General features: G+C 58.5%; 22 protein-coding genes and 2 pseudogenes. 17 read left to right on the forward strand and 7 right to left on the reverse strand.

Annotated elements, in window-relative coordinates; genetic code table 11:
• Positions 1-18: 18 nt before the first annotated feature.
• The 12 genes and pseudogenes from A6A04_RS01435 to A6A04_RS21470 all read left to right on the forward strand — a co-directional run bounded on the left by A6A04_RS01435 (position 19) and on the right by A6A04_RS21470 (position 15,942).
• Positions 19-1,812, forward strand: coding sequence for a hypothetical protein (locus tag A6A04_RS01435; RefSeq protein WP_068489458.1), 1,794 nt, complete (start codon positions 19-21; stop codon positions 1,810-1,812).
• A 64-nt stretch (positions 1,813-1,876) separates the two neighbouring features.
• Positions 1,877-2,815, forward strand: coding sequence for a glycosyltransferase family 2 protein (locus A6A04_RS01440; protein WP_068489459.1), 939 nt, complete (start codon positions 1,877-1,879; stop codon positions 2,813-2,815).
• Positions 2,812-3,267: a DNA polymerase III subunit chi gene (locus tag A6A04_RS01445; protein ID WP_068489460.1), complete on the forward strand. Its 456-nt coding sequence runs from the start codon at positions 2,812-2,814 to the stop codon at positions 3,265-3,267. The genes A6A04_RS01440 and A6A04_RS01445 overlap by 4 nt, the downstream gene beginning before the upstream one ends.
• 233 nt (positions 3,268-3,500) lie before the next feature.
• Entirely contained in the window at positions 3,501-6,140 is a 2,640-nt protein-coding gene (locus A6A04_RS01450; RefSeq protein WP_068489461.1) for a glycosyltransferase, read from the forward strand.
• Between the two features lie 162 nt (positions 6,141-6,302).
• A complete protein-coding gene (locus A6A04_RS01455; protein ID WP_156612411.1) occupies positions 6,303-8,027 on the forward strand; it encodes a methyl-accepting chemotaxis protein in 1,725 nt (574 codons plus the stop codon).
• Positions 8,028-8,156: 129 nt separating this feature from the next.
• Entirely contained in the window at positions 8,157-9,173 is a 1,017-nt protein-coding gene (locus A6A04_RS01460) for an NADH-quinone oxidoreductase subunit B family protein (protein ID WP_068489463.1), read from the forward strand.
• Positions 9,170-10,621, forward strand: coding sequence for a nickel-dependent hydrogenase large subunit (locus A6A04_RS01465; RefSeq protein ID WP_068489464.1), 1,452 nt, complete (start codon positions 9,170-9,172; stop codon positions 10,619-10,621). Before A6A04_RS01460 ends, A6A04_RS01465 begins: the two co-directional genes overlap by 4 nt.
• Positions 10,622-10,760: 139 nt before the next feature.
• Positions 10,761-10,940: pseudogene (locus A6A04_RS01470) on the forward strand (IS481 family transposase); the annotation flags it as partial.
• Between the two features lie 60 nt (positions 10,941-11,000).
• Positions 11,001-11,462 (forward strand): SH3 domain-containing protein, encoded by a 462-nt coding sequence (locus A6A04_RS23665; protein WP_068489466.1) that lies wholly within the window; start codon positions 11,001-11,003, stop codon positions 11,460-11,462.
• 148 nt (positions 11,463-11,610) lie between these two features.
• Positions 11,611-13,725 (forward strand): hypothetical protein, encoded by a 2,115-nt coding sequence (locus A6A04_RS01480; RefSeq protein ID WP_156612412.1) that lies wholly within the window; start codon positions 11,611-11,613, stop codon positions 13,723-13,725.
• Positions 13,726-14,417: 692 nt separating this feature from the next.
• The gene (locus A6A04_RS21465; RefSeq protein WP_172822712.1) at positions 14,418-15,194 is read left to right on the forward strand and encodes a bacteriohemerythrin; all 777 of its coding nucleotides are present in this window, start codon (positions 14,418-14,420) and stop codon (positions 15,192-15,194) included.
• Positions 15,195-15,534: 340 nt separating this feature from the next.
• Positions 15,535-15,942, forward strand: coding sequence for a bacteriohemerythrin (locus A6A04_RS21470; protein WP_172822713.1), 408 nt, complete (start codon positions 15,535-15,537; stop codon positions 15,940-15,942).
• Here the strand turns inward: A6A04_RS21470 and A6A04_RS01495 are convergent.
• Entirely contained in the window at positions 15,939-16,235 is a 297-nt protein-coding gene (locus A6A04_RS01495) for a DUF6626 family protein (RefSeq protein WP_068489470.1), read from the reverse strand. The genes A6A04_RS21470 and A6A04_RS01495 overlap by 4 nt on opposite strands.
• A 201-nt stretch (positions 16,236-16,436) precedes the next feature.
• On the reverse strand, positions 16,437-17,597 hold the full coding sequence (locus A6A04_RS01500) for a hypothetical protein (protein ID WP_068489471.1): 1,161 nt from the start codon (positions 17,595-17,597) through the stop codon (positions 16,437-16,439).
• Between the two features lie 497 nt (positions 17,598-18,094).
• On the opposite strand from A6A04_RS01500, the gene A6A04_RS22090 reads away from it, so the two are divergent.
• Complete coding sequence (locus A6A04_RS22090; RefSeq protein WP_156612413.1) at positions 18,095-18,337, forward strand: hypothetical protein; 243 nt, start codon at positions 18,095-18,097, stop codon at positions 18,335-18,337.
• Between the two features lie 35 nt (positions 18,338-18,372).
• Here the strand turns inward: A6A04_RS22090 and A6A04_RS01505 are convergent, their stop codons facing one another.
• The gene (locus tag A6A04_RS01505; RefSeq protein ID WP_068489472.1) at positions 18,373-18,636 is read right to left on the reverse strand and encodes a hypothetical protein; all 264 of its coding nucleotides are present in this window, start codon (positions 18,634-18,636) and stop codon (positions 18,373-18,375) included.
• A 181-nt stretch (positions 18,637-18,817) separates the two neighbouring features.
• On the opposite strand from A6A04_RS01505, the gene A6A04_RS01510 reads away from it, so the two are divergent.
• Positions 18,818-19,033 (forward strand): hypothetical protein, encoded by a 216-nt coding sequence (locus tag A6A04_RS01510; RefSeq protein ID WP_068489473.1) that lies wholly within the window; start codon positions 18,818-18,820, stop codon positions 19,031-19,033.
• 172 nt (positions 19,034-19,205) lie between these two features.
• Positions 19,206-19,742: pseudogene (locus A6A04_RS01515) on the forward strand (tyrosine-type recombinase/integrase); the annotation flags it as partial.
• Positions 19,743-19,780: 38 nt separating this feature from the next.
• Here A6A04_RS01515 and A6A04_RS23560 read toward each other — a convergent pair.
• Positions 19,781-20,380, reverse strand: a complete 600-nt coding sequence (locus A6A04_RS23560; RefSeq protein ID WP_407670233.1) for a NapC/NirT family cytochrome c — start codon at positions 20,378-20,380, stop codon at positions 19,781-19,783.
• Between the two features lie 3 nt (positions 20,381-20,383).
• The gene (locus tag A6A04_RS01520; RefSeq protein WP_068489475.1) at positions 20,384-21,091 is read right to left on the reverse strand and encodes a c-type cytochrome; all 708 of its coding nucleotides are present in this window, start codon (positions 21,089-21,091) and stop codon (positions 20,384-20,386) included.
• Positions 21,092-21,562: 471 nt separating this feature from the next.
• Here A6A04_RS01520 and A6A04_RS01525 point away from each other — a divergent pair, with 471 nt between their 5' ends.
• Positions 21,563-22,000: a DUF6641 family protein gene (locus A6A04_RS01525; RefSeq protein WP_068489476.1), complete on the forward strand. Its 438-nt coding sequence runs from the start codon at positions 21,563-21,565 to the stop codon at positions 21,998-22,000.
• Between the two features lie 304 nt (positions 22,001-22,304).
• Complete coding sequence (locus A6A04_RS01530) at positions 22,305-22,676, forward strand: NUDIX hydrolase (RefSeq protein WP_216636068.1); 372 nt, start codon at positions 22,305-22,307, stop codon at positions 22,674-22,676.
• A gap of 57 nt (positions 22,677-22,733) precedes the next feature.
• On the opposite strand, the gene A6A04_RS01535 is transcribed toward A6A04_RS01530, so the two are convergent.
• Positions 22,734-24,161: a tyrosine-type recombinase/integrase gene (locus A6A04_RS01535; protein WP_068489478.1), complete on the reverse strand. Its 1,428-nt coding sequence runs from the start codon at positions 24,159-24,161 to the stop codon at positions 22,734-22,736.
• A 5-nt stretch (positions 24,162-24,166) separates the two neighbouring features.
• Positions 24,167-24,931: a hypothetical protein gene (locus tag A6A04_RS22095; protein WP_156612414.1), complete on the reverse strand. Its 765-nt coding sequence runs from the start codon at positions 24,929-24,931 to the stop codon at positions 24,167-24,169.
• Positions 24,932-25,092: the final 161 nt, after the last annotated feature.

Consider the following 25,092-nt stretch of genomic DNA (forward strand, 5'->3'; position numbering starts at 1 on the left):
GGGCCTTCGTTTAGGATAATGCCGGACCTTATCGCGTTCTTCCTTCCCTCGGCGTCCCAGCTCCTAGCCCTGGCCGGAGTGCTGGTGGTGGCCTGCGGATTTTCCGTCATCGGTGCCGCCCTGGGGGGCCGTGACCGCCTTCCCGAGGCTGATCTGCTGGTTGGCTGGTCGGTGGTGGCGCTGGTCTTCGTGGTGTTCGGAGGTTGGCTGGGCTTTGCGCTGACGCCGCTGGCCGTTCTGTCCGCCCTGCTGGCCTTTGGTGCGGGGGTGGTGCTGTGGCGGCGCGGCGAGCCGATGCTCGATCGCGATTCCCTGAAGGTTATGGCCTGGATGGCGCCGCTGCTGCTGGCCACCGCCTCCATGGCGCCCAGTCAGTGGGACGAGTTCACCCAATGGCTGCCCAATTCCCGCTATCTGGTGCTGTTCGACCATTTCCCCGGTGCCGCCCATCCGCCCTCGGACAGCGTGTTTCCCGCCTATCCCCCAGGCATCACCGTGGTCTATCTGCTGGTGTCGCGCCTAGGAGGAGGGTTCTTCGACACCATCGCGCCCTGGTTCAACCTGCTGCTGCTGGCGGCGACCGCCCGGCTGGCGGTGCGACTGTTCCGGGGCGACGATCAGCCGACGGGATGGACGGTGTGCGCCTGGGGCGTCCTGGCGGTGACCTCACTTGGCACCACCTTCGTGCCAAAGCTGGTGCTGTCCGGATATGCCGATACCGCCACGGCGGTGGCGGTCGCGTTCTCGGCGGTCCTGGGCTTGCGGCTGCGCCAGGGGCGTGCTCCGGTGATCCAGTTTGGTTTTGTTTTCGCCCTGTTGCCCATGACCAAGCAGGGCAATTTTGCCTTGATGGGGCTGCTGCTGGTGGCCCTGGGCCTGGATGCGCTGCTGCGGCGCGAACCCCTGATGCATCTGGGGCGGCGACTGGCCCTGGGGCTGTTGCCCATGGCGTTGGCGGTGCTGGCTTGGCGGCTGCACGTCACCGCCGGGGTGGGGGAACTGTCGGTGCGGCCGCCCGCCACCTGGGAATGGCATCTGCTGCCCGCCATGCTGACCAGCATGAAGGACGTGGCCCTGTCCAAGGGCGGCTATTTCGGCTTCGGCCTAGTCCTGGTGGTCCTGGCGGTGGCCGGTCGCGGCCGGTCGCGGCTGGTGACGCTGTTCGCGCTGTGCTTCCTGGGCTACAACCTGTTCCTGCTGTTCGTCTATCTCGCCATCCTGGCGGGCTATGAGAGCGCCAATGCCGCCTCGTTCTGGCGCTACAACACCCATCTCGGCCTGTTCCAGATGCTGGTGCTGGCCCTGGTGGCGGGCGAGGCGTTGCGGCGCTTAGGGCTGTGGGGACGGCCGGACCTTCGCCGCGCCGCGCTGGCCCTGGGTGGTCTGGCGGCGGTGGCGGTGCCCTTCGCCGCCCTCAAATGGATTCGCTTCGACCGCAATCCCGCCAAGCTCGACGCCTATCGGGTGATCCGCGAGATGACGCCGCTGGTGCCGTTCGGCGCCCCCATGCTGACGGTGGACGCGCGCGGCACCGGCTTTTATGGCAATTTCGCCAGCTACCACATGGGATATGGTCGGCGCATGGTGGCCAATGTCACCACCTTCAACGTCGATGGCCTGGGCCAGGGCTTGGCTGCATACCGCCCGGCCTATCTGTGGGTGCGCACCCTCAATCCCGCGGTAGTGGCCGTGCTGGGATTACCCCTGGACGAACGGGCCTCGCATCTGTTGGCGGCGGAGGGCACGGGATGGCGGGTCGTCAAGTCCTGGCCCTATCCCCCCGGTCTCGATCCGGCGGCGGAAAAGGAGTGATTCGGTTGACATTGCCGGGCTTTTCCAAAAGTCTGTGGCTCGGCTCCCAACCTCCGGAAGGCCCATGACCTCCATCGCCGTCCTGATCCCGTGCTACAACGAGGAACACTCCGTCGAGCAGGTGGTGCGTGACTTCCGCGCCGCCCTGCCCGAGGCGGAAATCTTCGTCTACGACAACAATTCCAAGGACCGTACCGCCGAGTTGGCCCGCGCCGCCGGGGCCGTGGTTCGCTCTGAACCGCTGCAGGGCAAGGGCAATGTGGTGCGGCGCATGTTCTCGGATATCGAGGCCGATATCTACGTCATGGTGGATGGCGACGCCACCTACCACGCCCCCAGCGCCCCCGCCCTGGTCAATCGCCTGGTGGAGGACAATCTGGACATGGTGGTGGGCTCGCGCTTGCGCACCGAGGAGGCGGGCGCCTTCCGCGCCGGGCACCAGTTCGGCAACCATCTGCTGACCGGCTTCGTCGCCTGGCTGTTCGGCGATCGCTTCTGCGACATGCTGTCGGGCTATCGGGTGTTCTCGCGCCGCTTCGTCAAGTCGTTTCCCGCCATGTCGGAAGGCTTCGAGACCGAGACCGAGCTGGTGGTGCACGCCCTGTCGCTGTCCATGCCGGTGGCCGAGATCGAGACGCCGTATTTCGCGCGGCCCGAGGGCTCGGTGTCCAAGCTCAATACCTATCGCGACGGCTGGCGCATCCTGATGATGATCATCAAGCTGCTCAAGCGCGAACGGCCGCTGGCGCTGTTCGGCTCCATCTTCGCCCTTCTGGCCGGGCTGGCGTTCATCCTGGCCGAACCCGTCTTCGCCACCTATATGCAGACCGGCCTGGTGCCGCGCTTTCCCACCGCCATCCTGGCCACCGGCATCATGATCCTGGCCTTCCTCAGCCTGACCGCCGGGCTGATCCTGGACACCGTCACCCATGGGCGGCGCGAGGCCAAGCGTCTGGCCTATCTGTCGCACCGTGCCCCGGGAGCTCCGCCGCCACGCCCATGACCCAGATCGGCTTCTATCACCTGATGCGTCTGTCGCTGGAGCAGGCCCTGCCCAAATTGCTGGACAAGGCCCTGGCGGCGGGGCATCGGGCGGTGGTGCTGGCGGGTTCGCCCGAGCGGGTCGAGCATCTGGCGGAAAAGCTGTGGACCTATGAGCCGGATTCATGGCTGCCCCACGGTTCAGCCAAGGACGGCGAGGCCGAGTTGCAGCCCATCTGGCTGACCGACACCGACGAGAATCCCAACGCCGCCACCATCCTGGTCATGTGTGACGGCGCGTCTTCGCGGGCGGTGGATGGATTCTCCCGCTGCCTCGACCTGTTCGACGGCAACGACCCCGAGGCGGTGCAGGCCGCTCGTGAACGCTGGAAGACCTGGAAAGCCGCCGGGCATCAGCTGATCTACTACCAGCAGACCGATCGCGGTGGCTGGGAGGAAAAGGCGCGGACCTAGGCGGAAAGGACTCGTGCCGCCCCGCCCGGCGGTGTCGGCTCGAAGCGGCCCCACCGCCAAATCCAATGATTCCGGACCGCGTCCCGTCCCCATCCGCCCGGGCCGTCTGGACAGCTTGACGGGCATGGGATAATGTTCAGCCCTGCTTCTTCAAGGGAATCACCGCCCGTCCGCCATTCATCGCCGACGGCGGGTCGGTTCCGGCTCACCTTCCATACGGGCATCGCACCTTCATGCGTCTTTCCGGCTTTGTCGTCCTGCTCCTGATCATTCTGGGCAATCTGGGCTTCTGGGCGGCCATCAACCGCCCCCAGACCGGCCTTCCCTGGGAAGGTAACCTGAAAAGCGTGTCTTTCTCGCCCAGCCGGGCCGACGACGACCCCACCCTGGTGCGTCGCTATCCGTTCCTCGACGAGGAAAGGCTGCCGACCCGGGCCGAGATGGACGAGGATCTTGCCCTGCTGGCGGGTAAGGTGCTGCAGGTCCGCACCTATTCCACCCTGGAAGGCCTGGATCAGGTCCCCGAGCTGGCGGCGCGCCACGGGCTGAAGGCTCTGCCCGGCGCCTGGCTGGACGAGCGTCTGGCCCGCAATGAAGTCGAGATCGACAATATCATCCGGATCGTGCGCGACAATCCCACCGTCGACCGGGTGATCATCGGCAACGAAAACCTGACCCTGCACCGCCTGACCCCCGAGCAGATGATCCGCTATCTGCGCAAGGTGCGGGCCGCCCTGCCCGAGCGGGTCAAGGTCAGCACCGCCGAGGCCTGGGCCATCTGGCTGGATCATCCCGAACTGGCGGCCGAGGTGGATTTCCTGACCATCCACACCCTGCCGTTCTGGGAACCGGGTGGCATCCATATCGACAACGCCATGGCCTTCACCAAGCGCATGGTCAATGACGTCAAGGCCGCCTATCCCAACAAGCCCATCTTCATCGGCGAAGTGGGCTGGCCGTCGGCCGGGCGCAATTACGGCGCCTCGGAACCGTCGCTGGTCAACCAGGCCCTGTTCCTGCGCCATTTCGTCAACTGGGCGCACGAGGAAGGGCTGGACTACAATATCGTCGAGGCCTTCGACCAGCCCTGGAAGGTCAACCTGGACAACACCGCGTCGGAAAAGCATTGGGGCATCTATACCGTCGAGCGCCAGCCCAAGTTCAGCTGGATCGGCCCGGTGATCGAGTTCGAGGAATGGCCGGTCCAGGCCGGGGCCGCCACCGTCATCGCCCTGCTGCCGGTGGTGTTCTTCCTGCTGAAATGGCAGACCCTGCGCCTGCCCGGCAAGATTTTCTTCGGCGTGCTGGTGCAGTTCGCCTCGTCGCTGGTGATCTGGACCATGTCGACGCCGGTGATCCAGGACGTGGCGCCGGGCACCGGCCTGATGCTGGGATTGCTGCTGCCGGCCCAGTTGCTGCTGCTGGTGGTGGTGCTGATCGCCGGCATCGAGGTCACCGAGCTGACCTGGGCCTCGCGCTTCAAGCGCAACTACCACATGCAGCCGCCGGAAGAGTGCAAGAATTTCCCCAAGGTTTCCATCCATCTGCCCTGCTACAACGAACCGCCCGAGATGGTGAAGCTGACCATCAACTCGCTGCTGGCCATGGACTATCCCAATTTCGAGGTGATCGTCCTGGACAACAACACCAAGGACCCACTGGTGTGGGGCGCGGTGAAGGACTACTGCGAGTCGCTCAACGATCCCCGCATCCGGTTCTATCATCTGGCGCCCTGGCCCGGCGCCAAGGCGGGCGCCCTGAATTTCGGCCTGACCGTCACCGCCGAGGATGCGGTGGTCATCGGCGTGGTGGATTCCGACTATATCGTCAACAAGAACTGGCTGAAGGGGTTGATCCCCTATTTCGAGAACCCCAAGGTCGGCCATGTCCAGGCGCCCCAGGACCACCGCGAATGGGAAGGCGACCTGTTCAAGGAAATGATCAACTGGGAATACGCTGGTTTCTTCGATATCGGCATGGTCTATCGCAACGAGGCCAACGCCATCATCCAGCACGGCACCATGACCCTGATCCGCAAGGAGGCCCTGGAAAAGGCCGGGCGCTGGGGCGAATGGTGCATCGTCGAGGACGCCGAACTGGGCCTGCGCTTCATGAAGGAAGGCTATGAATCGGTCTATGTTCCCGACCGCATCGGCCATGGCCTGGTTCCCGACAGCTTCATGGCCTACAAGAAGCAGCGCTTCCGCTGGGCCTATGGCGCCATCCAGATTCTGAAAGCCCATTGGCGCTCGCTGATTCCGTTCAAGCAGACCGGCCTGACCGCCGGGCAGAAATACCACTTCGTCTCGGGCTGGCTGCCCTGGATCGTCGATGGCCTCTATCTGCTGTTCGTGGTGGCCAGCGTGTTGTGGTCGCTGGGCATGGTGTTGGCGCCGCGCTATTTCGGCACGCCTCTGGCCTTCTTCACCCTGCCCACCGTGGGCGTGTTCGTGGCCAAGATCTTCCACCACTTCTTCCTGTACGGCACCCGGGTGAAATGCGGATTCCGTCAACGCGCCCTGGCGGCCATCGCCGGAATGGGGCTGACCTATTCCATCGCCTGGGCCATGTGGCAGGGTATCTTTACCAAGTCGACTCCCTTCATGCGGACACCGAAGATGGCCAACAAGGCCGCCTTCACCCAGGGCTTCCTGATGGCCTCGGAAGAATCCGCCCTGATGCTGGCGCAATGGATCGCCGCCTTCGCCGTCCTGATTCCCGCCAACAATTTCGGTGATCCGGCGGTGCGGCTGTGGTCGCTGGTGCTGGTGGTACAGTCCATGCCCTTCTTCGCTGCCCTGATCACCTCGCTGATCAGTGTCATGCCCTCCAAGGCGGAAGTGCCCAAGGCCCCGGCGCCCGCCGCCGCTTAATTAGAATATCGTTATTTATCAAATCCCTGCCTATGGTCATAGGCAGGGATTTGTTATGTCAACGATCTTATGGCTACTGGAATTATGACAATTTAGCGCGCCCCCTTATCTTGCGGCGCGGTATACTACTTCCGTTTAGTGCCGAGGATGAGGAGGATGGTCATGCCAGCCCGTGATGAGAACGCCAGCTTCCCGACGACCCGCTTTGGCATGGTTCCCAAAATCATGGGACTCGCCGTGTGCGGGGTCGTGGTGCTGGGCATCTCGGTTACCTTGCTGGCCTGGGCCCTGCTATATGCCGCGGCTGCCGACGCGGCGCGCGAGCGGGTCGACACCAATATCAAGGTCGCCTGGGACGCCTTGAAGGCCAAGGGCACCGCATTCAGCATCGGTGACGGCAAGCTGATGGCGGGCGAGCATGCCTTGAACGGCAATTTCGAGGTGGTGGACAAGGTCAAGGCCCTGGTGGGTGGCTCCGCCACCGTGTTCATGGGGGATACCCGTGTTTCCACCAATGTCATGAAGCCGGACGGCTCGCGCGCCATCGGGACCCAGTTGGCCAAGACCGCCGCCTATGACGCCGTCTTCAACAAGAAGACCGGTTTTCGCGGTGAGGTGGACATCCTGGGCGAGCCCTACATGACCGCCTACGACCCCATCACCGACAAGGACGGTGCCGTTATCGGCATCCTGTATGTGGGGATCAAGAAGGCCGACTTTCTGACGGCCGCCAACCGGACCCTCTATTCCATCATGGGGGCCACCACCCTGGTCACCCTGGTCACCATCCTGATCAGCTGGCTGGTGGCGCGGCGCGGCATTGCCATTCCCCTCAATGGCGCCATCTCGGCCATGCGCGATCTGGCGGGAGGTGAATTGAACGTCCTTATCCCGCCCATCGACCGCAAGGACGAGATCGGCGAGGTCATCCGCGCCCTGGCGGTGTTCAAGGCCAATGGACTGGAACGCCATCGCCTCGAGGGTATCCATGCTGCCGAGCAGGAGGCGCGCAATCGCAGGCAGGAAACCATCGAGCGGCTGACCGCCGATTTCCAGGCCAGCGTCAAGACGGTGCTGCAAAGCGTCACCAATTCCGCCCATCAATTACGGGATTCCGCCCAGTCCATGACCAGCATCGCCGAGGATACCTCGCGCCAGTCGACGGTGGTAGCGGCGGCGGCGGAACAGGCCTCGGTCAATGTGGAGACCGTGGCGGCGGCGGCGGAGGAACTGGCCGCCTCCGAGCACGAAATCGCCCGCCAGATCACCAATTCCACCGATATCGCCCGGCGAGCCGCCAGCGAGGCCGACCGGGTCAACGGCATCGTCGCCACCTTGTCGGAAGCCACCGGGCGCATCGGCGAGGTCATCACCCTGATCAACGACATCGCGGCCCAGACCAATCTGCTGGCCCTGAACGCCACCATCGAGGCGGCACGGGCGGGCGACGCGGGCAAGGGTTTCGCCGTGGTGGCCAACGAGGTCAAGAACCTGGCCAACCAGACCACCAAGGCCACCGAGGAAATCGGCGCCCAGATCAATTCGGTGCAGTCGGTGACCCGCGACGCGGTGACGGCCATCCGTGGCATCGGCGGCACCATTTCTGCCATCACCGAGAATGCCTCGGCCATCGCCTCGGCGGTGGAGGAACAGACCGCCGCCACCGGCGAGATCGCCCGCAATGTGCAACAGGCCTCCAGCGGCACCCGCGAGGTCACCTCCAGCATTGCCCTGGTGAATCAGGGAGCCTCCACCACGGGAAGCGCCGCCCATCAGGTCCTGTCCACCGCCGACGATTTGTCGCGCCAATCCGATGCCCTTGCCAGCGAGGTCACCCAGTTCCTCGATGCCATCAAGGCGGTGGGCGAGCATCGCCACGCCGCCTGACCCCTGTTGTACCGTCTGACCAGTCCCGCCCCCCGGATGGGGAGGGGACTGGTCATTCAGCCCGCCCCCTTGCACCGGCCTTGCCGCTCCGCCTAATGTGAGACGCAGGAGTCAGGACCAGCGGATTTCATGGCGACATCGGGCAAAGCGTTTACCGTTCTTTGGCTGCAGGCCGGGTCCTGCGGCGGCTGCACCATGTCGGCGCTGGCCGCCGAGGATGTGGGGCTGGTCAAGACCCTGGGCCGCTTCGGTATCCGCCTGCTTTGGCACCCGTCCTTGTCCGAGGAGAGCGGTGCCGAAGCGCTCGCCATCCTCGACGCGGTGGCCGAAGGTCACCAGGAACTCGACTGTCTGTGCGTCGAGGGGGCGGTGCTGGACGGCCCCAACGGCACCGGCCGGTTTCAGATATTGTCGGGCACCGGATTGCCCATGCGGGACTGGATCACCCGGCTGGCGCCGCGGGCGCGGCATGTGATGGCGGTGGGCAGTTGCGCCGCCTTTGGCGGCATGCCCATGGCGGGCGATAATCCCACCGATGCCCGCGGGCTGCAATTCGATGCCTGGGAGAGTGGCGGTGCCCTGGGCAAGGATTTCCGCTCGGCGTCGGGACTGCCGGTCATCAATGTCTCGGGTTGTGCGCCGCATCCCGGCTGGATGGTGGAGACCCTGGCCGCCCTGACCCTGGGCGATTTCGGGCCGGAGCGGCTGGACTCCCTGGGGCGGCCGCGCGCCATCGCCGACCACTTGGCCCATCACGGCTGCGGCCGCAACGAGTTCTACGAGTTCAAGGCCAGCGCGGCGCGGCCCTCCGATCGGGGGTGTCTGATGGAAAACCTCGGCTGCCGTGCCACCCAGGCGCCTGGAGACTGCAATATCCGCCGTTGGAACGGCTATGGCTCGTGCACCGATGCGGGCTATGCCTGCGTCAACTGCACCAGTCCCGGCTTTGAAAGCCCATCGGGGCCGTTCCAGGAAACCGCCAAGCTGGCGGGCATTCCAGTTGGTCTGCCGGTGGACATGCCCAAGGCCTGGTTCGTGGCCCTGGCCGCCTTGTCCAAATCGGCGACACCCCAAAGGGTGCGCACCAACTCCCATGCCGACCATGTGCTGGTGCCTCCGGCACGCCGGGCGCCAAAACTGCCATGACCGGGACCACCCGCCGTCTGATCATGGGGCCGTTCAACCGGGTCGAGGGCGACCTGGAAGTCGCCCTGGATATCGCCGATGGTCTGGTCGCCGAGGCACGGGTGACGGCGCCGCTCTATCGCGGCTTCGAGCAAATTCTCCTGGCCCGCCCGGTCTCGGATGCCCTGGTGATCGCGCCGCGCATCTGCGGTATCTGCTCGGTATCGCAGTCGGTGGCTGCCGCCCGCGCCATGGCCCGGCTCGCCCCGGTGGATGCCCCCGCCAATGGCCGCCTGGCCGCCGACCTGATCCTGGCCTGCGAGAACGCCGCCGACCACCTGACCCATTTCACCGTCTTCTTCGCGCCGGATTTCGCTCGGGCCTGCTATGCGTCACGCCCCTGGTATGATGCCGCCCGCAGGCGTTTTGCCGCCCATGAGGGCGAGGCCTCCCGCGCCTTGCTGTCCGCCCGTGCCCGCTTCCTGCATGTCATGGGGCTGCTGGCGGGCAAATGGCCTCATTCCCTGGCGCTGCAGCCCGGCGGTGTCACCAAGGGCATCGACCCATCCGAGAAGGTCCGTCTGCTGTCCATCCTGGCCGAGTTCCGCGAGAGCCTGGAAGAAGGGCTGTTCGCCGACCGGCTTGAAGCGGTGGCGGCGCTGGACAGTCTGGACCGCCTGAACGCCTGGGCCGAGGCCCAAGCCCCCGACCGGGGCGATTTCCGGCTGTTCCTCCACATCGCCCGCGATTTGGGATTGGAACGGTTGGGCAGGGGGCCGGGCACCCTGATGTCCTCGGGTAGCTTCGGGCTGTTCGGCCCGGGCGTCTGGACCCCGCATGGCGGCGTGCAGCCGTTGGACCCATCGTCTATCCGCGAGGACCTCGTCCATGCCTGGATGGAGGGGGAGACCCGCTCGCCCTTCGATGGCCAGACCCGACCCGATGCCGACAAGCCGGGCGCCTATAGCTGGTGCAAGGCGCCGCGCCTGGGTGGCCACGCGGTCGAGGTCGGCGCCCTGGCCCGGCAGGTAGTGGACGGCCATCCGCTGGCCCGTGCCCTGGTCGCGGACCACGGCGGCGGGTCCGTCATGGCCCGGGTGGTGGCCAGGCTGCTGGAATTGGCGCGCCTGATTCCGGCCATGGAGGAGTGGGTCAGGGCCATCCGACCCGGCGAGCCCTTTTGCGACGCCATGCCGGAAGAGCCATTGGATGGTCAGGCGCTCGGCCTGGTAGAGGCCGCGCGCGGCACCCTGGGCCATTGGCTCACCGCCCGCCAGGGTCGTATCGGTGGCTATCAGATCGTCGCCCCCACCACCTGGAACTTCTCGCCCCGCGATGGCGACGGAATCCCTGGGCCGCTGGAACAGGCCCTGGTGGGAACCCCCGCCGCGCCCGGCGATACCACGCCGGTCGCGGTGCAGCATGTGGTCCGCTCCTTCGATCCCTGCATGGTCTGCACGGTGCATTGAAGGTAACCAGCTGATTTAATTTGATAAATTCGTAAGCGTCCAAAACTTATCCAAAACTCGTCCAATAAGCGGGCGTTAGCCCAGACGAATTTCGATCCATTCGGACCCGCGAACATTGCGGGTGAGCGCCGTCATGTCGGGGGATTTGTGCCCCAACAAGCTGCCACTCACCGCCGTCCACCTGATGAACAATGACGTGCTCGCCACTTTTGAAGAGCATGACGCGGTGATCGAGACCGTGCTGTCCGACAATGGCCGCGAATTCTACGGTCGCCCAGACCAGCATCCCTACGAGTTGTTCCTTCAATTTGAAGGCATACTCCCAACCAAGGAGGTGACCCGCCAGGAAACCGATGACACCATGGCCGCCTGACCGCCTATGAACGCGGCACTGTCAGCCGGTTACCATCTCTGTACAGATGGAGGAAACGAAAGCTTCGATGCTTCTCTTATAGTTCTATTACGCGCAAGCTTGAACAGGCACCGGCCGGCCGCCGCGATAGGTCACCAGGAAGTCGGGTACGTAGGATCGAACACGACCGTCGGCATCGTCGTATTCGATCCGCACCGGCTGGCCGAGGCACTTGAAGAAGCCCAGTCAATGGCCTTTGAGAAGGCGTGCGACCTGCCACAGGCCCATTTGTACAAGGTCAAACGACCCATGCCAGTGAAGGCGGATCAACGGATGAAGTCTGAAACGCTGGCCGTGCTATCCCCTGGAGAGGTCGTGAGCTTGGCCGAACGTGCCGGGAAATGGGTCAGTGTCGAGTATTTCAATCAGCTTACGGGTACAGCGCGCCAGGGCTGGGTGCTTAAGAAATATATGTGCCGCATCGACTGATGCGACGTGAGGGGCCGAGTAATGCAGGGCGATATCCAGGATCAAAACGCGGCAGGGAGATTTGGTAGGCTTCGTGCGGCCATCTCCTTGAGAGTGAGGCGCGCCCGCTTTAACACGCTTTTTTTTCCTCGCCCAAACACGCCAACGCTTGGTGATCCTGGAGCGAAATATACGATCAAGGCTCGCCCCTTATTGGGCCACCATATCTATCCTGATTTGTGCGGCGATCTTCGCCGCATGGATGCCGATGGAGTGGGGAAATTACAAGGCGGTGGAAATTGGGATCGGCCTGGGCGGGGCTTTGGCAACTGTGCTCGCGCTCGCCCTGACGCTCTCCGTCATCCCCATTCAACGGGCAGCAGATCATTTCTCGGCCTCAATCATCCATCTCTACGCCAAAGACAAGACGTTCAGGCTTGCTTTTGGAACCTTGGTCGCCGCCGTGGTGCTGGCGTTCATGTCTGGAAGCGGGCTGTTCACCCTCCGCCCTAGAATGCTATTTGTCGTCCAGGCCGTATTGCTCGGTAGTGGCGTGGACTGTCTCCGGGCGTTCTATTGGCGCTTTCTCACCCTTCTTGACCCAGCAAACGCGCCACGCATTCTCACCCGACAGGCCGCACAGGCAATCCAGTGGGCAGATAGGGAGGTTCGGCGTTGCGCATTCGTCGAAGGATTGGACCCAAATGGTCCCAATCTTGATGACCGCTACCGCCGGGCAGGCATCTATTTTCGGGCATCGGCCTTGCTTGATCCTGTCAGACGTTGGAACAAAGACCTTCTGGAGATGGCCGCCAAGGCCCTGGAGCGCCGGGAGCAGAGTACGGTGGCCGAGATATTCAGCGGCCTTGGCTCAATTGCTGTCTTCTATCTGAATATAAAGAAAGAAAGCTCTTTCGGTCAGGACGAGGATCACATCGTCAACCCAATCTATGAGGGGATCATGACGGTGAGCAACCAAGCCGCCGCCCTTGGAATGGAGGAAACTTGTCAGAACGCCATCAAGGTGTTGGGCACGATTGCCGCCAACACGGCACAGATCACGGTTTCGTCCGGAAGGATCGTGAAGGCGCCGTACATCTATATGCCGCTGAGCTATATGGATCGCTGCGCGGAAACCGCCTTACAAAAAAAGATGCAGGATGCTGGGCTGGAAACCATTCGAATGTGCCGTCTGGTACTGGCCCATATCCCGGAAGCCTATGACACGCACGCGGTAGACGCGAGCCTCATCGATGTTGCGGCAAAGGTCGCCGCCGCCGGTTATGGCATGGGAAGCTGGGTAGTCGCGAATACCGCCGCTGACGCGATTGTGGAAATCGCCATGGCCGAGCTTGGGCGCGAGCGGTACCGGCGAGCCGTCCTGCTGTCTAAGGCTTTCTATTACCTTGAATTCCTCCTGCCATTTGCCATTGCCTCGTCCACCAAGGTCGGGTTGATGGCTGGCTCATTCCCTCCTTATGCTTCGACCTCCAACCACTCGCTGGCAAGTCTCATTCAAACGGCATGCAGTCTGATTCCCGGGCATGATCCTGAACACCCGAGGCGTGACCGGCTGACACGGTTCTCAGAGGTGTGTGAAGCGACCGCGAAGCACCTGTCGGACGTAGCCAGCAAAGTGGATTTTAGCAGTTCGCTGGTGATGGCCGACCTGATCATGGTCCTGGACGAGATTTTCAAGACGCTGCGCCAACAATTGGAAAGCCTCGACCCGAAGTTATCTGAGGACGAGAACGAGACCTTCGATAAGCTTGCCAGCCAGTTCATCTGGGCATCGGGTTGTTTCTGGGGGAGGGACAAGATCAACGCGGCCCCTGGAATGGCAGACGAGGTGGCGCGCATGCTGTCGGCTCACGCCGTTGCGTTTGTCCGCCTGGGGCATATCGACCTCGCAACCCAAGTTGCCCACGTAATTCGCCGAATAGCCGGGAATATCGCCAATCTTTCCCTGAACAGCATCTACGATGTGGCTGATGTCACCGCGCAGCTTTGGCCGATCAAGATGGCCGGGGACCTTGCCGCTCCTGAGCTTTCTGCCATCGCCGCCAATTTGATTGCCGCCCCCTACGGTGTTGACCCAAAGGACGAAGGGGAAATTCATCGCGTGATCGCACTTAGAGGCCAGCAGATGGACACGCCGTCGCGCCGCAGTGGGTACGAAGGAATGATGTTTCCCGACCCTATGGCCGAACTTTACGACCTTAAACGACAGATGAATCCTGATGCCCCTCCCGAAGAAGAAGACCTGGACGACTTCTGGCCTTAGCGGGTGCCACCTTCAACCTCGGCCTCACGGGGTGGCGCAAAAGGTCGTATAGAGAGGTTTCCGCCACCTTCTAACGGATAGCCCATAAGCCGGACGAATCCGAAATCTTCAGCGTCAAGCCGACAATGGCGACAACAGGCGCTCTCTCCGGCGAATTACCCCCGGATAACGCCGCTAACTGACTGCCCTACAACGATTTCGTGGGTGAGTGAGCGCCCGAATCCATCCGCTCTATGGCTGTCGCCGTCCGGATTAAAGGTGCAAAATCCGGCTTAAAGCCGAAACCGACAGTGAGCTTGCTACATAATGCCGGTGAAGTTGGCTGGGGGACTAGGATTCGAACCTAGACTGGCGGAGTCAGAGTTTGCTAGTGAAGCTGTAATACATTGTATTTCATAGCATATTTAAGCCAGAAATCAAACTGCTGACGAAACTGCTAATTTTTCTTGGTATTTCTCAATGTTTTCATCCTGTTAGGCCCAGTGCGGCTCGCTGCGGCGCAATGAGTTCGTTGTTTGTTCTTGGCGGCTCTTCGGTTGATAGCGTATGCTATAATGGGAAATCTGAGTGGATGGTTCGGCCCAGGCGGCAGGCCAACTTGTCGGTAGTCCCGACAAGTTCCTTGGCTTTCGTTGATGCTGACTTATTATGCACTGTTCCTCCTCCATCAACAGCACTCCCTGGAGCGCACAATGTCTCCGAAAGTCCTAAGAGCAATTGGGCACGCAGCAATGGATGCGCAGCATCTGCTTCTGATGGATTTGGTCCAGAAAATCGTCACAACACTTAGAGAAGGAAGGAGTGATGAGGAATTCATAACGGCTTGCGTCGAATTCAAGGAGGCGCTTGCAACGCACTTCGCGGCTGAAGAAACTGCCCTCAAAGACGCAAGCTATAGCAAAGCCAATGAACACAAAGAAAAACATAGAGAAATAATAAATTCAATATCGACCTCAATTGAAGCATTAAAGCTTGTAACATCAACATCGACAAAATTTTCAATTGTTAATGAAATTGAGGATTGCCTATATAATCACGAAATTGTTGATGACTGTGATTATAGCGGCATAGCGCATAACATTCCAGAAACCTACTGCTGGGACGATACGCTATCGGTCGGCATCGAATGGATTGACAGTCAGCACAAGAATTTATTCTCCATGGCAAAAGTGCTTGGTGAATATGTTCGCGCCGAAAATTGGAAGCTGGCACAGTTTGTTTACGCAAGAATAATTGATCATATTAAAAAGCACTTTGATGATGAAGAGCTTCATATTGGTCATATTGGAGCAGATTTACTTTCACATCGCCGATCTCATTTGCATGCACTCGTAGCGCTAAATGATATGTGGGATGGCGATCACTCGGAAATACTTAAAAAAGTTGAAGAGTTCATATATCACTGGCTGCGGCAACACATTATTAATGATGACCAAGCTGATCTCGCAGACAATGATTCTGGTAAATAGCTTTTCCTTCCGTTGTGCAAGTGAGTGTCTCGCTTTGCCTTCCTCACTGCGCGCCAAAATATAAAAATTATTTTATGTATTCTCAGTATTTGCCAAATCCATCCACTAATAAGAGGCGGGGCTTTTCTGCTGTTCATGGCGGTTCTTCGGTTGGCCGCGTATACTATAATGGGAAATCAGACTGGATGGTTCGGCCCAGGCGGCAGGCCAACTTGTCGGGAGTCCCGACAACAGCCTCCGAGCTGATGGCGCGCCTCCAATGTTTCAGAGCGCCCATGTCTTGTGCTACCGTTTCCATATTCGCCAAGATGGCGGCGGAAGCACTCGGGGGATTGCCATAATGGATACTCGCTGGAAGCCTGAATATGAAGTTGGCCATCCGCGAATTGACTCCGAGCATCAAGTTTTTCTGGACCTGATTGAGCAATTTACAAGCGAGGCTGCGCGAGGAGTTGATGCGAAGCGCTTATCTCGACATTGCGCTGAACTATACAAATACGCAGATTTCCACTTCTTCAGTGAAGAGGGGCTTTTGGAGAGCGTTGGTTATAATGATCTCGAGGGACATAAGAGGCTTCACGCCGACTTGCTAAAGTCATTACGCATATTTATAGAGTCAATATCGATTGACTCTATTATGGCAGACGAGATGGCTGAGTTTCTGTTGGGGTGGTTTGTCAATCATACAACAGCAGAAGACCCAAAGCACATCCATTTCCTCCCTAAAACCTCACCGTACAATCGTTAGCCCCCAGATAACAACTGATGACCCAGCGCATTTCCGACCTGATCGCTTAGTGCGGCCAGCCGATAACAGTTGACCCGCTCCATCTCGGTCGTCGCCACTGCCGCATATTTGGCCGAGATCGATGTAAGCCGCTGCGACAGCCGCATCAGCACCAGCAGCGACGGCTGACGCTTTCGGGCCTTGGCGCAGGACATATAGCTGCGCGACTGGCCGAGCCAAAACCGTGAAAACTCATACTGGCTCTCGACCAACCACATATCGCGCAATTCCCCATAGATGACCTCCAGCAGCATGGCCGTTCCTCCCAAGCGTTTAAGACCAGCTATTTAGCCCTGGCGCTAAATACGCTTGCGGAGCAGCGCCACGATGGACGCTGCCGCAAGGAGGAGAAAACGCCATGAACAGACTGACCTATTTGCCAAGGGGCTACTGCGAGATCGGATTTAACCGCGAAATCGTGCTGATCGAAGAAGCCGTACATCAGGCCATCATCGCTACGCTGCTAATGATGACGGCTCGGAGGTTGCCTTGAACTGAGGTGCTTTCAGGTTCGAGCTGCGGGTCGCCTGTAGCTCGAACTGCCAAGTCGTGTCATTGATCTGCACGATGCACCGTGACGGCACATCGCCGCGATAGCTCAGGAAGGCAAAGCCGCCAACCAAGCCAATTTGTTGGCAACGCGTATCGCCAAGTTCATGGACGGCGCTGGCGACATGATTTTGGGGTAGCCTGCCGCTGGCCGCATCCGCCTTGGCCTGCAAGCTGGGAATGAGATGGCCGCTGATGGCCTCGTACCACTGCCGTGCTTCCGCGCCCTGGCCCCGCTCCACATAGATCAGTTCCTCGGCACGTCGCGGAGTGCGGAAGTTCAGGCGGAACTCTTTTTCTCCGACTTCCAGTCGGCCTCGCACATGGCTGCGTGAGCCGCCATCGACCCACAGCGATATATTGGCCTTTTGGGAAATGGCCTTCACCTGCCCCGTTGGCCGATTGGCTTTTGCCTCCATGGGTGAATTGGCATTGGCTGTCTTTGGGTCTTTCCCTTGATGAAATGGCTCGTCCGATTTGGCGGCGAAGCCACGAAGTGGCGAAGCCGCATCGTCAATCACATTGGTATTCACCGCGATGGGCAAAGCCGCCTCGGTGATCTGGTGGCGAGCAACAGGCGAGCCGCCATCGACTTGGGCTGAAAGGCCATCGGTCGAGGCCGAAGGCATTGTGAACGCCAACGGCGTATCGATTAGTTTTAGCAATAGCCTAGCAATAGTGACTGGATAAGTCGTTGTGGTAACAGACGAATTAGCGCCTTTGGTGTGGAAACCGTGTGGGAAAGATGTGGAAACGGTGTGAAAAGCGTGTGGGAAACGCCCATGCAGATAGGCCATTCGGCCACTTGATGCATTGGCATTTGTGAAATCCACGGCCTGCCTGATCGGCCGTCGCTGTTCCTTCGTCAGTTGTATTGCGCCTTCGTGGGCCACCTGGATGCCATAATGCATGTCCAACTGCCTGACCAGCCAATCGCCCTGCTTGTCGGACGTGCGCCCCTTGGCGTGAAATGCCGCGATGCAGCCGATGAGCATGTCGTCAAACCGCGCATCGCCGCGCAGGTCGCAAAGTCGGTTTAAGTATCTGTTCCATTGAATATCTGCCATTTTCGTTTTCTCCCTCGAGCGTTTTCAGTTGAAACGCTGGGGCGGCCTGGAAAACGCAATGAAAGAGGCTGTCACTGATCCCGTCGGACACAGCTAAGCCCCAGCATTGTATTTATGATGGTCGGCGCCCTATTTGTGGCCGCTTGGCAAAATAATTTTCTGCAATTTTCACGGTTTGCTCCATTGCTGCATAGCGCAAACCAGCACATTCATAATTCGTTGATTATGCTGCTGAAATTCAGCGGAATAACGCCTTGTCGTGTTACACGACACTCGTCCCTGTAGGTTTAACCTACGCATGGCACGCGCCCACGTCGCTCATGCCGATGTGGCCCATCTGTCGGCCAGCTTCCTGTCCGGAATCCCGACAAGTAGGCGGCCGAGTGCGGCGCAACAATACGTCATAAATTGAAAAACTCTGTGGGTTTCCACGCCTTCCAGATGAGGCCAAGGTAATCATGGAAGGCCCGCGAAGTTGGAATTCATCCGTCAGGAAAATGACCGAGGTGAAAATGGCATTTGGCAGTGAACGGCGTGAACGCCATTGCATCGCCAAGCGAGTAGCGGCGATGGTCAGTTTGCAGCGGTCATCGAGCAATCCGCTGCTACAGGAACTCGTGGATGTTGGCTGCCGTTGCGCCGAACTGAACCACTGCAAATTGGCCACTGCTTGCGGGGCAATCCATCGTGCATTTGCCCCGATGAATGCAGCTTCTCACGCCCAACCCTTTGCCGTGTAACGCGACAATCTGTGGTTGCGCACAATCCGTAATGGCTATTCGCGATTGCCCAGGAGGACAGAGAGCTTGGCGACTGTGTCGGCTTGAAGCGAGCGGATATTTCTCACCATTTCAATTGAGGTCCGATATGCCTCGTCGGCCTGATCAAGGGAGGCGATGGCTGACGGCGTAAGCTCACCGGCAGATTGAAGCCGATCGCGCAGGACAATGACACTCCGCCGAGCCTCGGCCAGCTTGTTCAGGAGGAAATCGCCGTTTTTGGCGATTTGCGCCAACGAGGCTATGTCAATTTCTCCCATGCGCTCGCCCCTCCGCTGCGCACGATACTAAAGCCATAATTCCCTTGTTGATTTAGCTTGGCAACCCCCATTTCCACACATGTCATTCTCGCGGCCTGCATGTCTCCAACTTGTCGGGATTCCCGACAAGTTGACCGCGTCCATAAATACCGTCGGAAAAACCGACAGCAGGAGAACGCCGATGCGGATGTGGGAAATCGTGGCCGAGGAGATCAAGGCCAACAGCATCGGGGATAATTTGAAGAAGCAGGCCGACGCGAAGGCCGAACAAGCCAGGAAGCTCAAACAAGCCGCTTCCATTCAGAAGAAGCGCGAGCAGGTCAGCAGCACAAAAGCTTCCATGCTGAAAAAGCAAGGCGATCTGACAAAGCTCATTGCAACAGGAAATCAGCTATGAGCAAAAACATAATAAAAGCAGCATTTCATTATGTTTGCAGTTAATCCCTTGATTATCAATGCAGATAATCACCGTAGCGATACCGGCTATTTCACTCATATAATGTTTTACCTAGTGCGATAACATTTCATTAGGTAAAGCGATGAAACAGGCCTAGGTACTCAGCGAAGCGGAACTGAAGCGCGTGCTGTCCGTGATCGCCAATCAACGCCATGCAGCACGCAACCGCATAGCGGTCATGTTGAGCTTCTACGCAGGAATGCGCGTCGGCGAAATTGCCCATTTGAAACTCGGCGATGTCCTTGATGGCGATGGCCGCGTGAAGGACCAGATCACGCTGTTGGCCCACTATACCAAGACCGCCGAGGCCAGAGCGGTGTTCGTCAGCGGCAAGCTGCGCCGCGAACTGGAACGCTTCCTGTCGTGTAACACGACAACAGATCGCGCTGCGCCGTTCCTCGTGACACAAAAGGCCACTGCGTTTTCGGCCAACACGCTTTGCCAGCTCTTCGGACAGATTTACGCACTGGCCGGAATTGATGGCGCAACCAGCCACAGCGGTCGGCGGTGGTTTATCACCCAGTTGGCCCACAGCGGCGTTTCCGCGAAGGTCATTATGACGCTGGCAGGCCATCGCCACTTGTCCACCACGCAGCGGTACATCGAGGTCAACGACCAGATGATGAAAGCTGCCGTGGAGGTGCTGTAGCTGTACCCTGGTGGATGACCGGGATGTGCCATGATTGGTTAATCATCACGTGGCTCAGGAGGAAACTTATGGGCGATGCCCTTATGGCACTCAATGCAGGATTTATTGTTGGGTGCGGCCTCCAATTTCATTTTTTGCCGGGCATCATTACCCTGCTTGTGAAACGCCATAGCCTCGTAGCTATGACAGGTCCTACATTCGCGTGAATCGCTTCTGAGCATACTGTCCCATACACGCTCGGCTAATAGTCGCCTCCGGGCCTCGAATTTCTCTGGAGTTGAAATAGTACCAACTAATGTGTGGTATATATCGGCGGCTGCCTCAACCTTGCGGACTAATTTTGCCAGACCGGCCCTAGGAACATGGCAATCCGAACAGATTACCCTGACTCCCGAAGGGTTACTGTAGTGGGAGGATTTCTTGTATTCCTCATATACAGTTGCTTCCATCTCGTGGCACGATATGCAGAATTCTAGGCTGTTTGTTCGCTGGATTATGGCATCTCCTGCCCATAACAGTCCAGCTCCGGCTAGAATTCCTACGATAAGGATAGCCCCAAGCGAAAGACTGCGTGGCGGGCTCCAAAATGTCCGCCACGCAACTTTCAATCGACCAGCTGCCTTTGACAATAGCCCCACGCCCTATTGCCTCGGCAGCGTTAGGACATAGCTCACCAAATCGGCGGAGACCTGAGGGCCGAAGAGGCGGAGTGCGGGCATGGACTCCCCAGCTTGGCCATTCATAATCTTGTGCATCATTTCTTGTGGATTCTGCACTGCGCCAAGCGGTTCGGCATTGGTGATTTTCTTGCCGTCCATTCCATGGCATCCGGCGCAAACCGTATTGTAATACTGCTCTCCCTTGACGACATCGCCCTTGGCCTTCTTGGCCGCGTAGTCCACAAACTTAGTCATTTCGATCTGACCCTTGGAGACAAATAAGGCAAGGTCGGCGACATCGCGCTCGGAAAGATGTGCCTCTGTATAACTGTGAGTTTTGTCGCGCAGAACGGCGGCAATCGCTACAGGGTCTCGGCCCGCAGAACCCTGAATTCCCTTAATCCCTGTGGCATGTCCGCCGGTGGCATAGGCACCGTCCTTTCCGAGGTAGTCCCAGCCATGACATTCCTTGCAGCGCCAAGACACTTCCTTGCCATATTTCCCGCCTTTGTTTGGATAGGTAGCGTGATCGTCAGTTGGCTTTGACAGCTTGTTCTCAGTCCAGAACTTATCATAAAGACGGCCACCACGAGCAATAGACGACTCCTGCTCTCCTGCCTGCGCTCCCGTCGAAACCAACATGATGGCAAAAGCCAGAGAGAGCGCCATAGGGATACGAAGGGCACGCATGGAAGTCTCCAAATGCAGTTAAATCTAATAAGAATTATCATCATGCGCATTATAGTCAATAGCTTGCTGGTTCGTCGCGTGGAGATCCGATTGCCCGCACCAGACGGGCCTGCTCCGAAAACGATACGCCATCGAGGATCAACTCCATATCGGCCAAGGCGAGCACGCGGCCAGCATTGATGGCTGTGACCTGAATGACGCTGATCGACCCCAACATACATCATGTATGTTCATCGGCATGTCGTGTTACACGACACGGCACTCGTAGGTTTTTCCTACACGAGCCTCCCGTCGGAAAAACCTACAGGACATTCCGCTCGGCTGTCGTGTTACACGACATGGCCATGCGTAGGTTTAACCTACGCACTATTTTTTCGGGAACGATGGCAAGTCGCCGCCTGTCTTTTCGTTGTGATCCGCTTCAATCACCCATACCGTGTTCATTGTACGTTCCCATATGGAGAATTGGAAATGAGCACGTTGGACAAGCTGAAGCTGATGGAAATCACCCGTAGGGCGGCGGCCAGCACGCCTGAAGGACATTTGCGAAACAGGATGGTCGAGGCCATCAACCAGCAGATCGCTGCTGCGGAAGCGATGCAGAGCGGCGAAAGCTTTCAGCTTCGTCGTCGGCATTGGGTGAAAGGCGCTGGTGGTGAGAAAACGCTACAGGAGAAGCTGATCCGCTTTCGGCCTTGGTACTGGCAGGAAACCAATGGCGCGTTCATGCTGGAAGTGCGCTACGGCAACAAGGTGATCGAGATCAAGCCGAAGAAGACGGCCATCGAGGTCGGCGCGGTGGCCGAACTGGTCCCGACTTTGACGCTGCTGCGTGAGGCCGTGGTCGCAGGCGAACTGGACAAGCAGTTGGCCGCCGCAAAAGGCCGTTTCGGCAAGAAGCTCGCGTAAGAAGCTTTTCCAGCCCCATACAAGCGGGGCTGGATTCATGAGTGCCGCACTACACGGTCCCCGGCTTTGAAGCGTGTGCGGCGGTTGGCAGCGCGAAAGCCACGGCGGTCCATATATAGAGTGTCGTGTAACACGACAACGAGCATGGCTATTTATTACAGTTTTGAGCCAATCCAGCCTGTCACATTTGGGCCGCTGCCGTTATGGTCACTGTCATGCAACGCGGCAAAGTGGGGGCGAGTTGGGAAGGTCAGTTCAGTCCGCAGCACTGCCATATCGCATTCTGCCTGACGGTTCCGTCGAGGTGCTGCTGATCACAACGCGGCGAACTGGACGATGGAATATCCCAAAAGGCAATGTTGCGGCTGGCTTTTCATTGCCAGCGTCTGCGGAGAAAGAGGCATTTGAAGAGGCAGGCATCCGAGGCCGAATTTCGGAAAATGCTGCGGCCATTTACAGAACGATCAAGCGCCTCAAAGACCGACAGCTCATTCTCGATGTCGTGGTCTATCTGCTGCTGGTCGATGCGGAGGAAGAGAATTGGCCTGAAATTGGCCAGCGACAAAAGCGATGGGTGAGTGCCGCCGAAGCTGCCACGTTGCTGCAAGAGCCAAGCCTTTCCAATCTCTGCCTGTCATTGGCCGCGTCTCATTCCGTCGAGCGCCAGCAGAGCTGAGGTGGTCCATATATTAAGGTGTGCGTGTCGTGTAACACGACAACGGCCTGACCAAAATCAGTCCAGCATATCGCTCAATCTGATCTTCGCTCGCCGCTGCGGCAGATTGGGATCAGGTTCAGCCTCGGGCGCATCAGGATCAAAAGTCGGGCCTTCGGGCGCTTTCCGCAATAGCGCTTCGGCCATCGCGGGGTTCTCGGTCAGCATGGCGATCCATGTCTTCATATCAAGCTGCTGTTTATCGTGGGTCAGTTCCTCCGAGCGCTGCTGCGGCTCGTCCTGGCCGTAGTGCTTGCGGATCATCTCCACGCTCGTGCCCATGTTCTTCGCCAGCAGCCACACATCCACTCTGCCGTTGATCAGGCGGTCAGTCGCATAGGTATGGCGCAGACTGTATGGCGCGAATTTATCCCCATGTCGATCCGTGACCAAATCGACCGTCTTGAGCAGAGCTTCCATTCCATGGATGAAGCTCTTGATCGGTTTTCCGGTCGCTCTGTCGGCGAATACAGGATCGCGGGGCTTGGTCCAAGGCGAAAATGACTTGATGTATTGCAGGGCGCTCCACGTATCCTCGCTGCTGACCGCGAGCCGTTTGCCTGTCTTTGTGTCATCACGGACATGGATATGGGTAATCTTGCGAGTGCCAAACTCAGCCTTGGTCTCAACCAGTTCGCAATCTTCCCACCTGAGTTGCTGGTGCTCTTTCCCAGGGCGCAGGCCAGTCTCGAACATGAACCGCATATAGCCACAGAGCATCTTGCGGTCATGCTGCACCACGGGGCCATTGGCACTCTCTATATATGGCCCCATGGCCGCTTCCACGCGCTTCCATTCCGAGGGCGAAAATGCTGGCCGCCGATTGTCCTCGCGGGGGTCTTCCTCAATATCGGGGATTTGATCGCGCGTAATCCATTTGCGCTTCAACGCCGCCTTGAAGATGGCCTTGAGAATGAGGATTTCACCCGAGCGCTGCGTCTGCGCTTTCTTCGGCATTTTGGCCTTGATGAGCCTGCCGGCACGCATATATTCCCGCGTTTCCTCCTTGGAACCAGGGCCGCTAATCCAGTAGTTCAAGCGCCAAATCTTATACGCTTCGATGTGCTCCTGCTTGATCGCGTCGATGGCCTTGTTCTTGAAATACGGTAGCAGATAGCGGTCGATGACGGCCTTGTTGTCGCGTTGTGTCCGAGCCGTCTTTTTCCCTGACGCTACAGCGGCAGCGAGGTCTTCAAGGTACGCTTCGACCGACCGCTGGAAGGTGCGGCTGTGAATGGCAATGCCGCGACGGTAATCCGCAGTCAGTTCGTAGAACTTTTCGCGGGCGACTTCCTTGGCCTCGTCCAAATCGCGCTTGCCCGTCGCGCAGGTCACATAGCCTTTCATGCCGCGAATTTTGTATCGGGCCGTCCATGTTTGCGCGCCCATGTACTGCCGTTGATAGAGCGCTACAGCACCATCGAGGATATGAACAACGTCACCCATATTGCCTACACATCTAATATCCTTGATGAAACAACCCTACTCTCAAGTGATGGGTGAAGCTCTCGCAATAGCTTCTTCACAAGAGATCCAAGCCAGTTTCCTGAGAACGGAGATACATATATGCTGTGAATTAGCTCATCAATATCAACGCCTATACGGATAGGGTATAGCAGATCTTCACCGCCCTCTGATTTCGGGTAGTCAAGAACAATAAGCCTTGCCTCGCGCTCATATGAATAAAATGTTCTCTTTGTACACACAAGCTTGAGTCTATTAATTCTATTAATATCAATGCCGTTTGTATAATCAACCTCTCCTATGTAGCAAGGGTAATGTTTTTTGTCAGAATGTTCCTTATTTTTATTATTGATTGACCTCCTTAATGAGCTGACCGTTGACTGGATAGCGATTCCTGATTTTGCCCCGCCAAGATATATCTTCCAAAGCGCGTAGGATTCATCTCTATCAATTGACCAGCAATTTACAGATGTTCCATTTCTATAAAGTTCGTACCACCCATACTTACTCGCGAACTCCTCATGTGCATCCCTGATAGTCATGCCTGATTTTATATATTTTGAAATTATAGACTTCTCAATATCATTTGGTATCCGCGCCTCATTTGCGTCTGTAAGATCGGAAGTTTTCGTTAGATGAATTTCCTTGTTAAGGACAAGATCAACAAACTTATCAATTCCAAAGTATCTCCATATTTTATTGTTCCCATGTGGTGATTTAACTTGGTCAGTTGACGTTACCTTGTAGCGCATTTACGTCTCCTGGCAGGATCAGTCACCATTAACAATTGGGTAAAATCTGCTTCTTTGCGCAAAGCTATTATCAGTGCGATAGATGGTCATGTCCCGTCGAGTGGTGTAGCAGCTTTTGCCTGGGGATGATGGCGTAGGGTGCGTAGCGCCCGGAGGCGTCA

The organism is Paramagnetospirillum marisnigri, assembly GCF_001650715.1.
In the GTDB taxonomy this organism is placed as follows: Bacteria; Pseudomonadota; Alphaproteobacteria; order Rhodospirillales; family Magnetospirillaceae; genus Phaeospirillum; species Phaeospirillum marisnigri.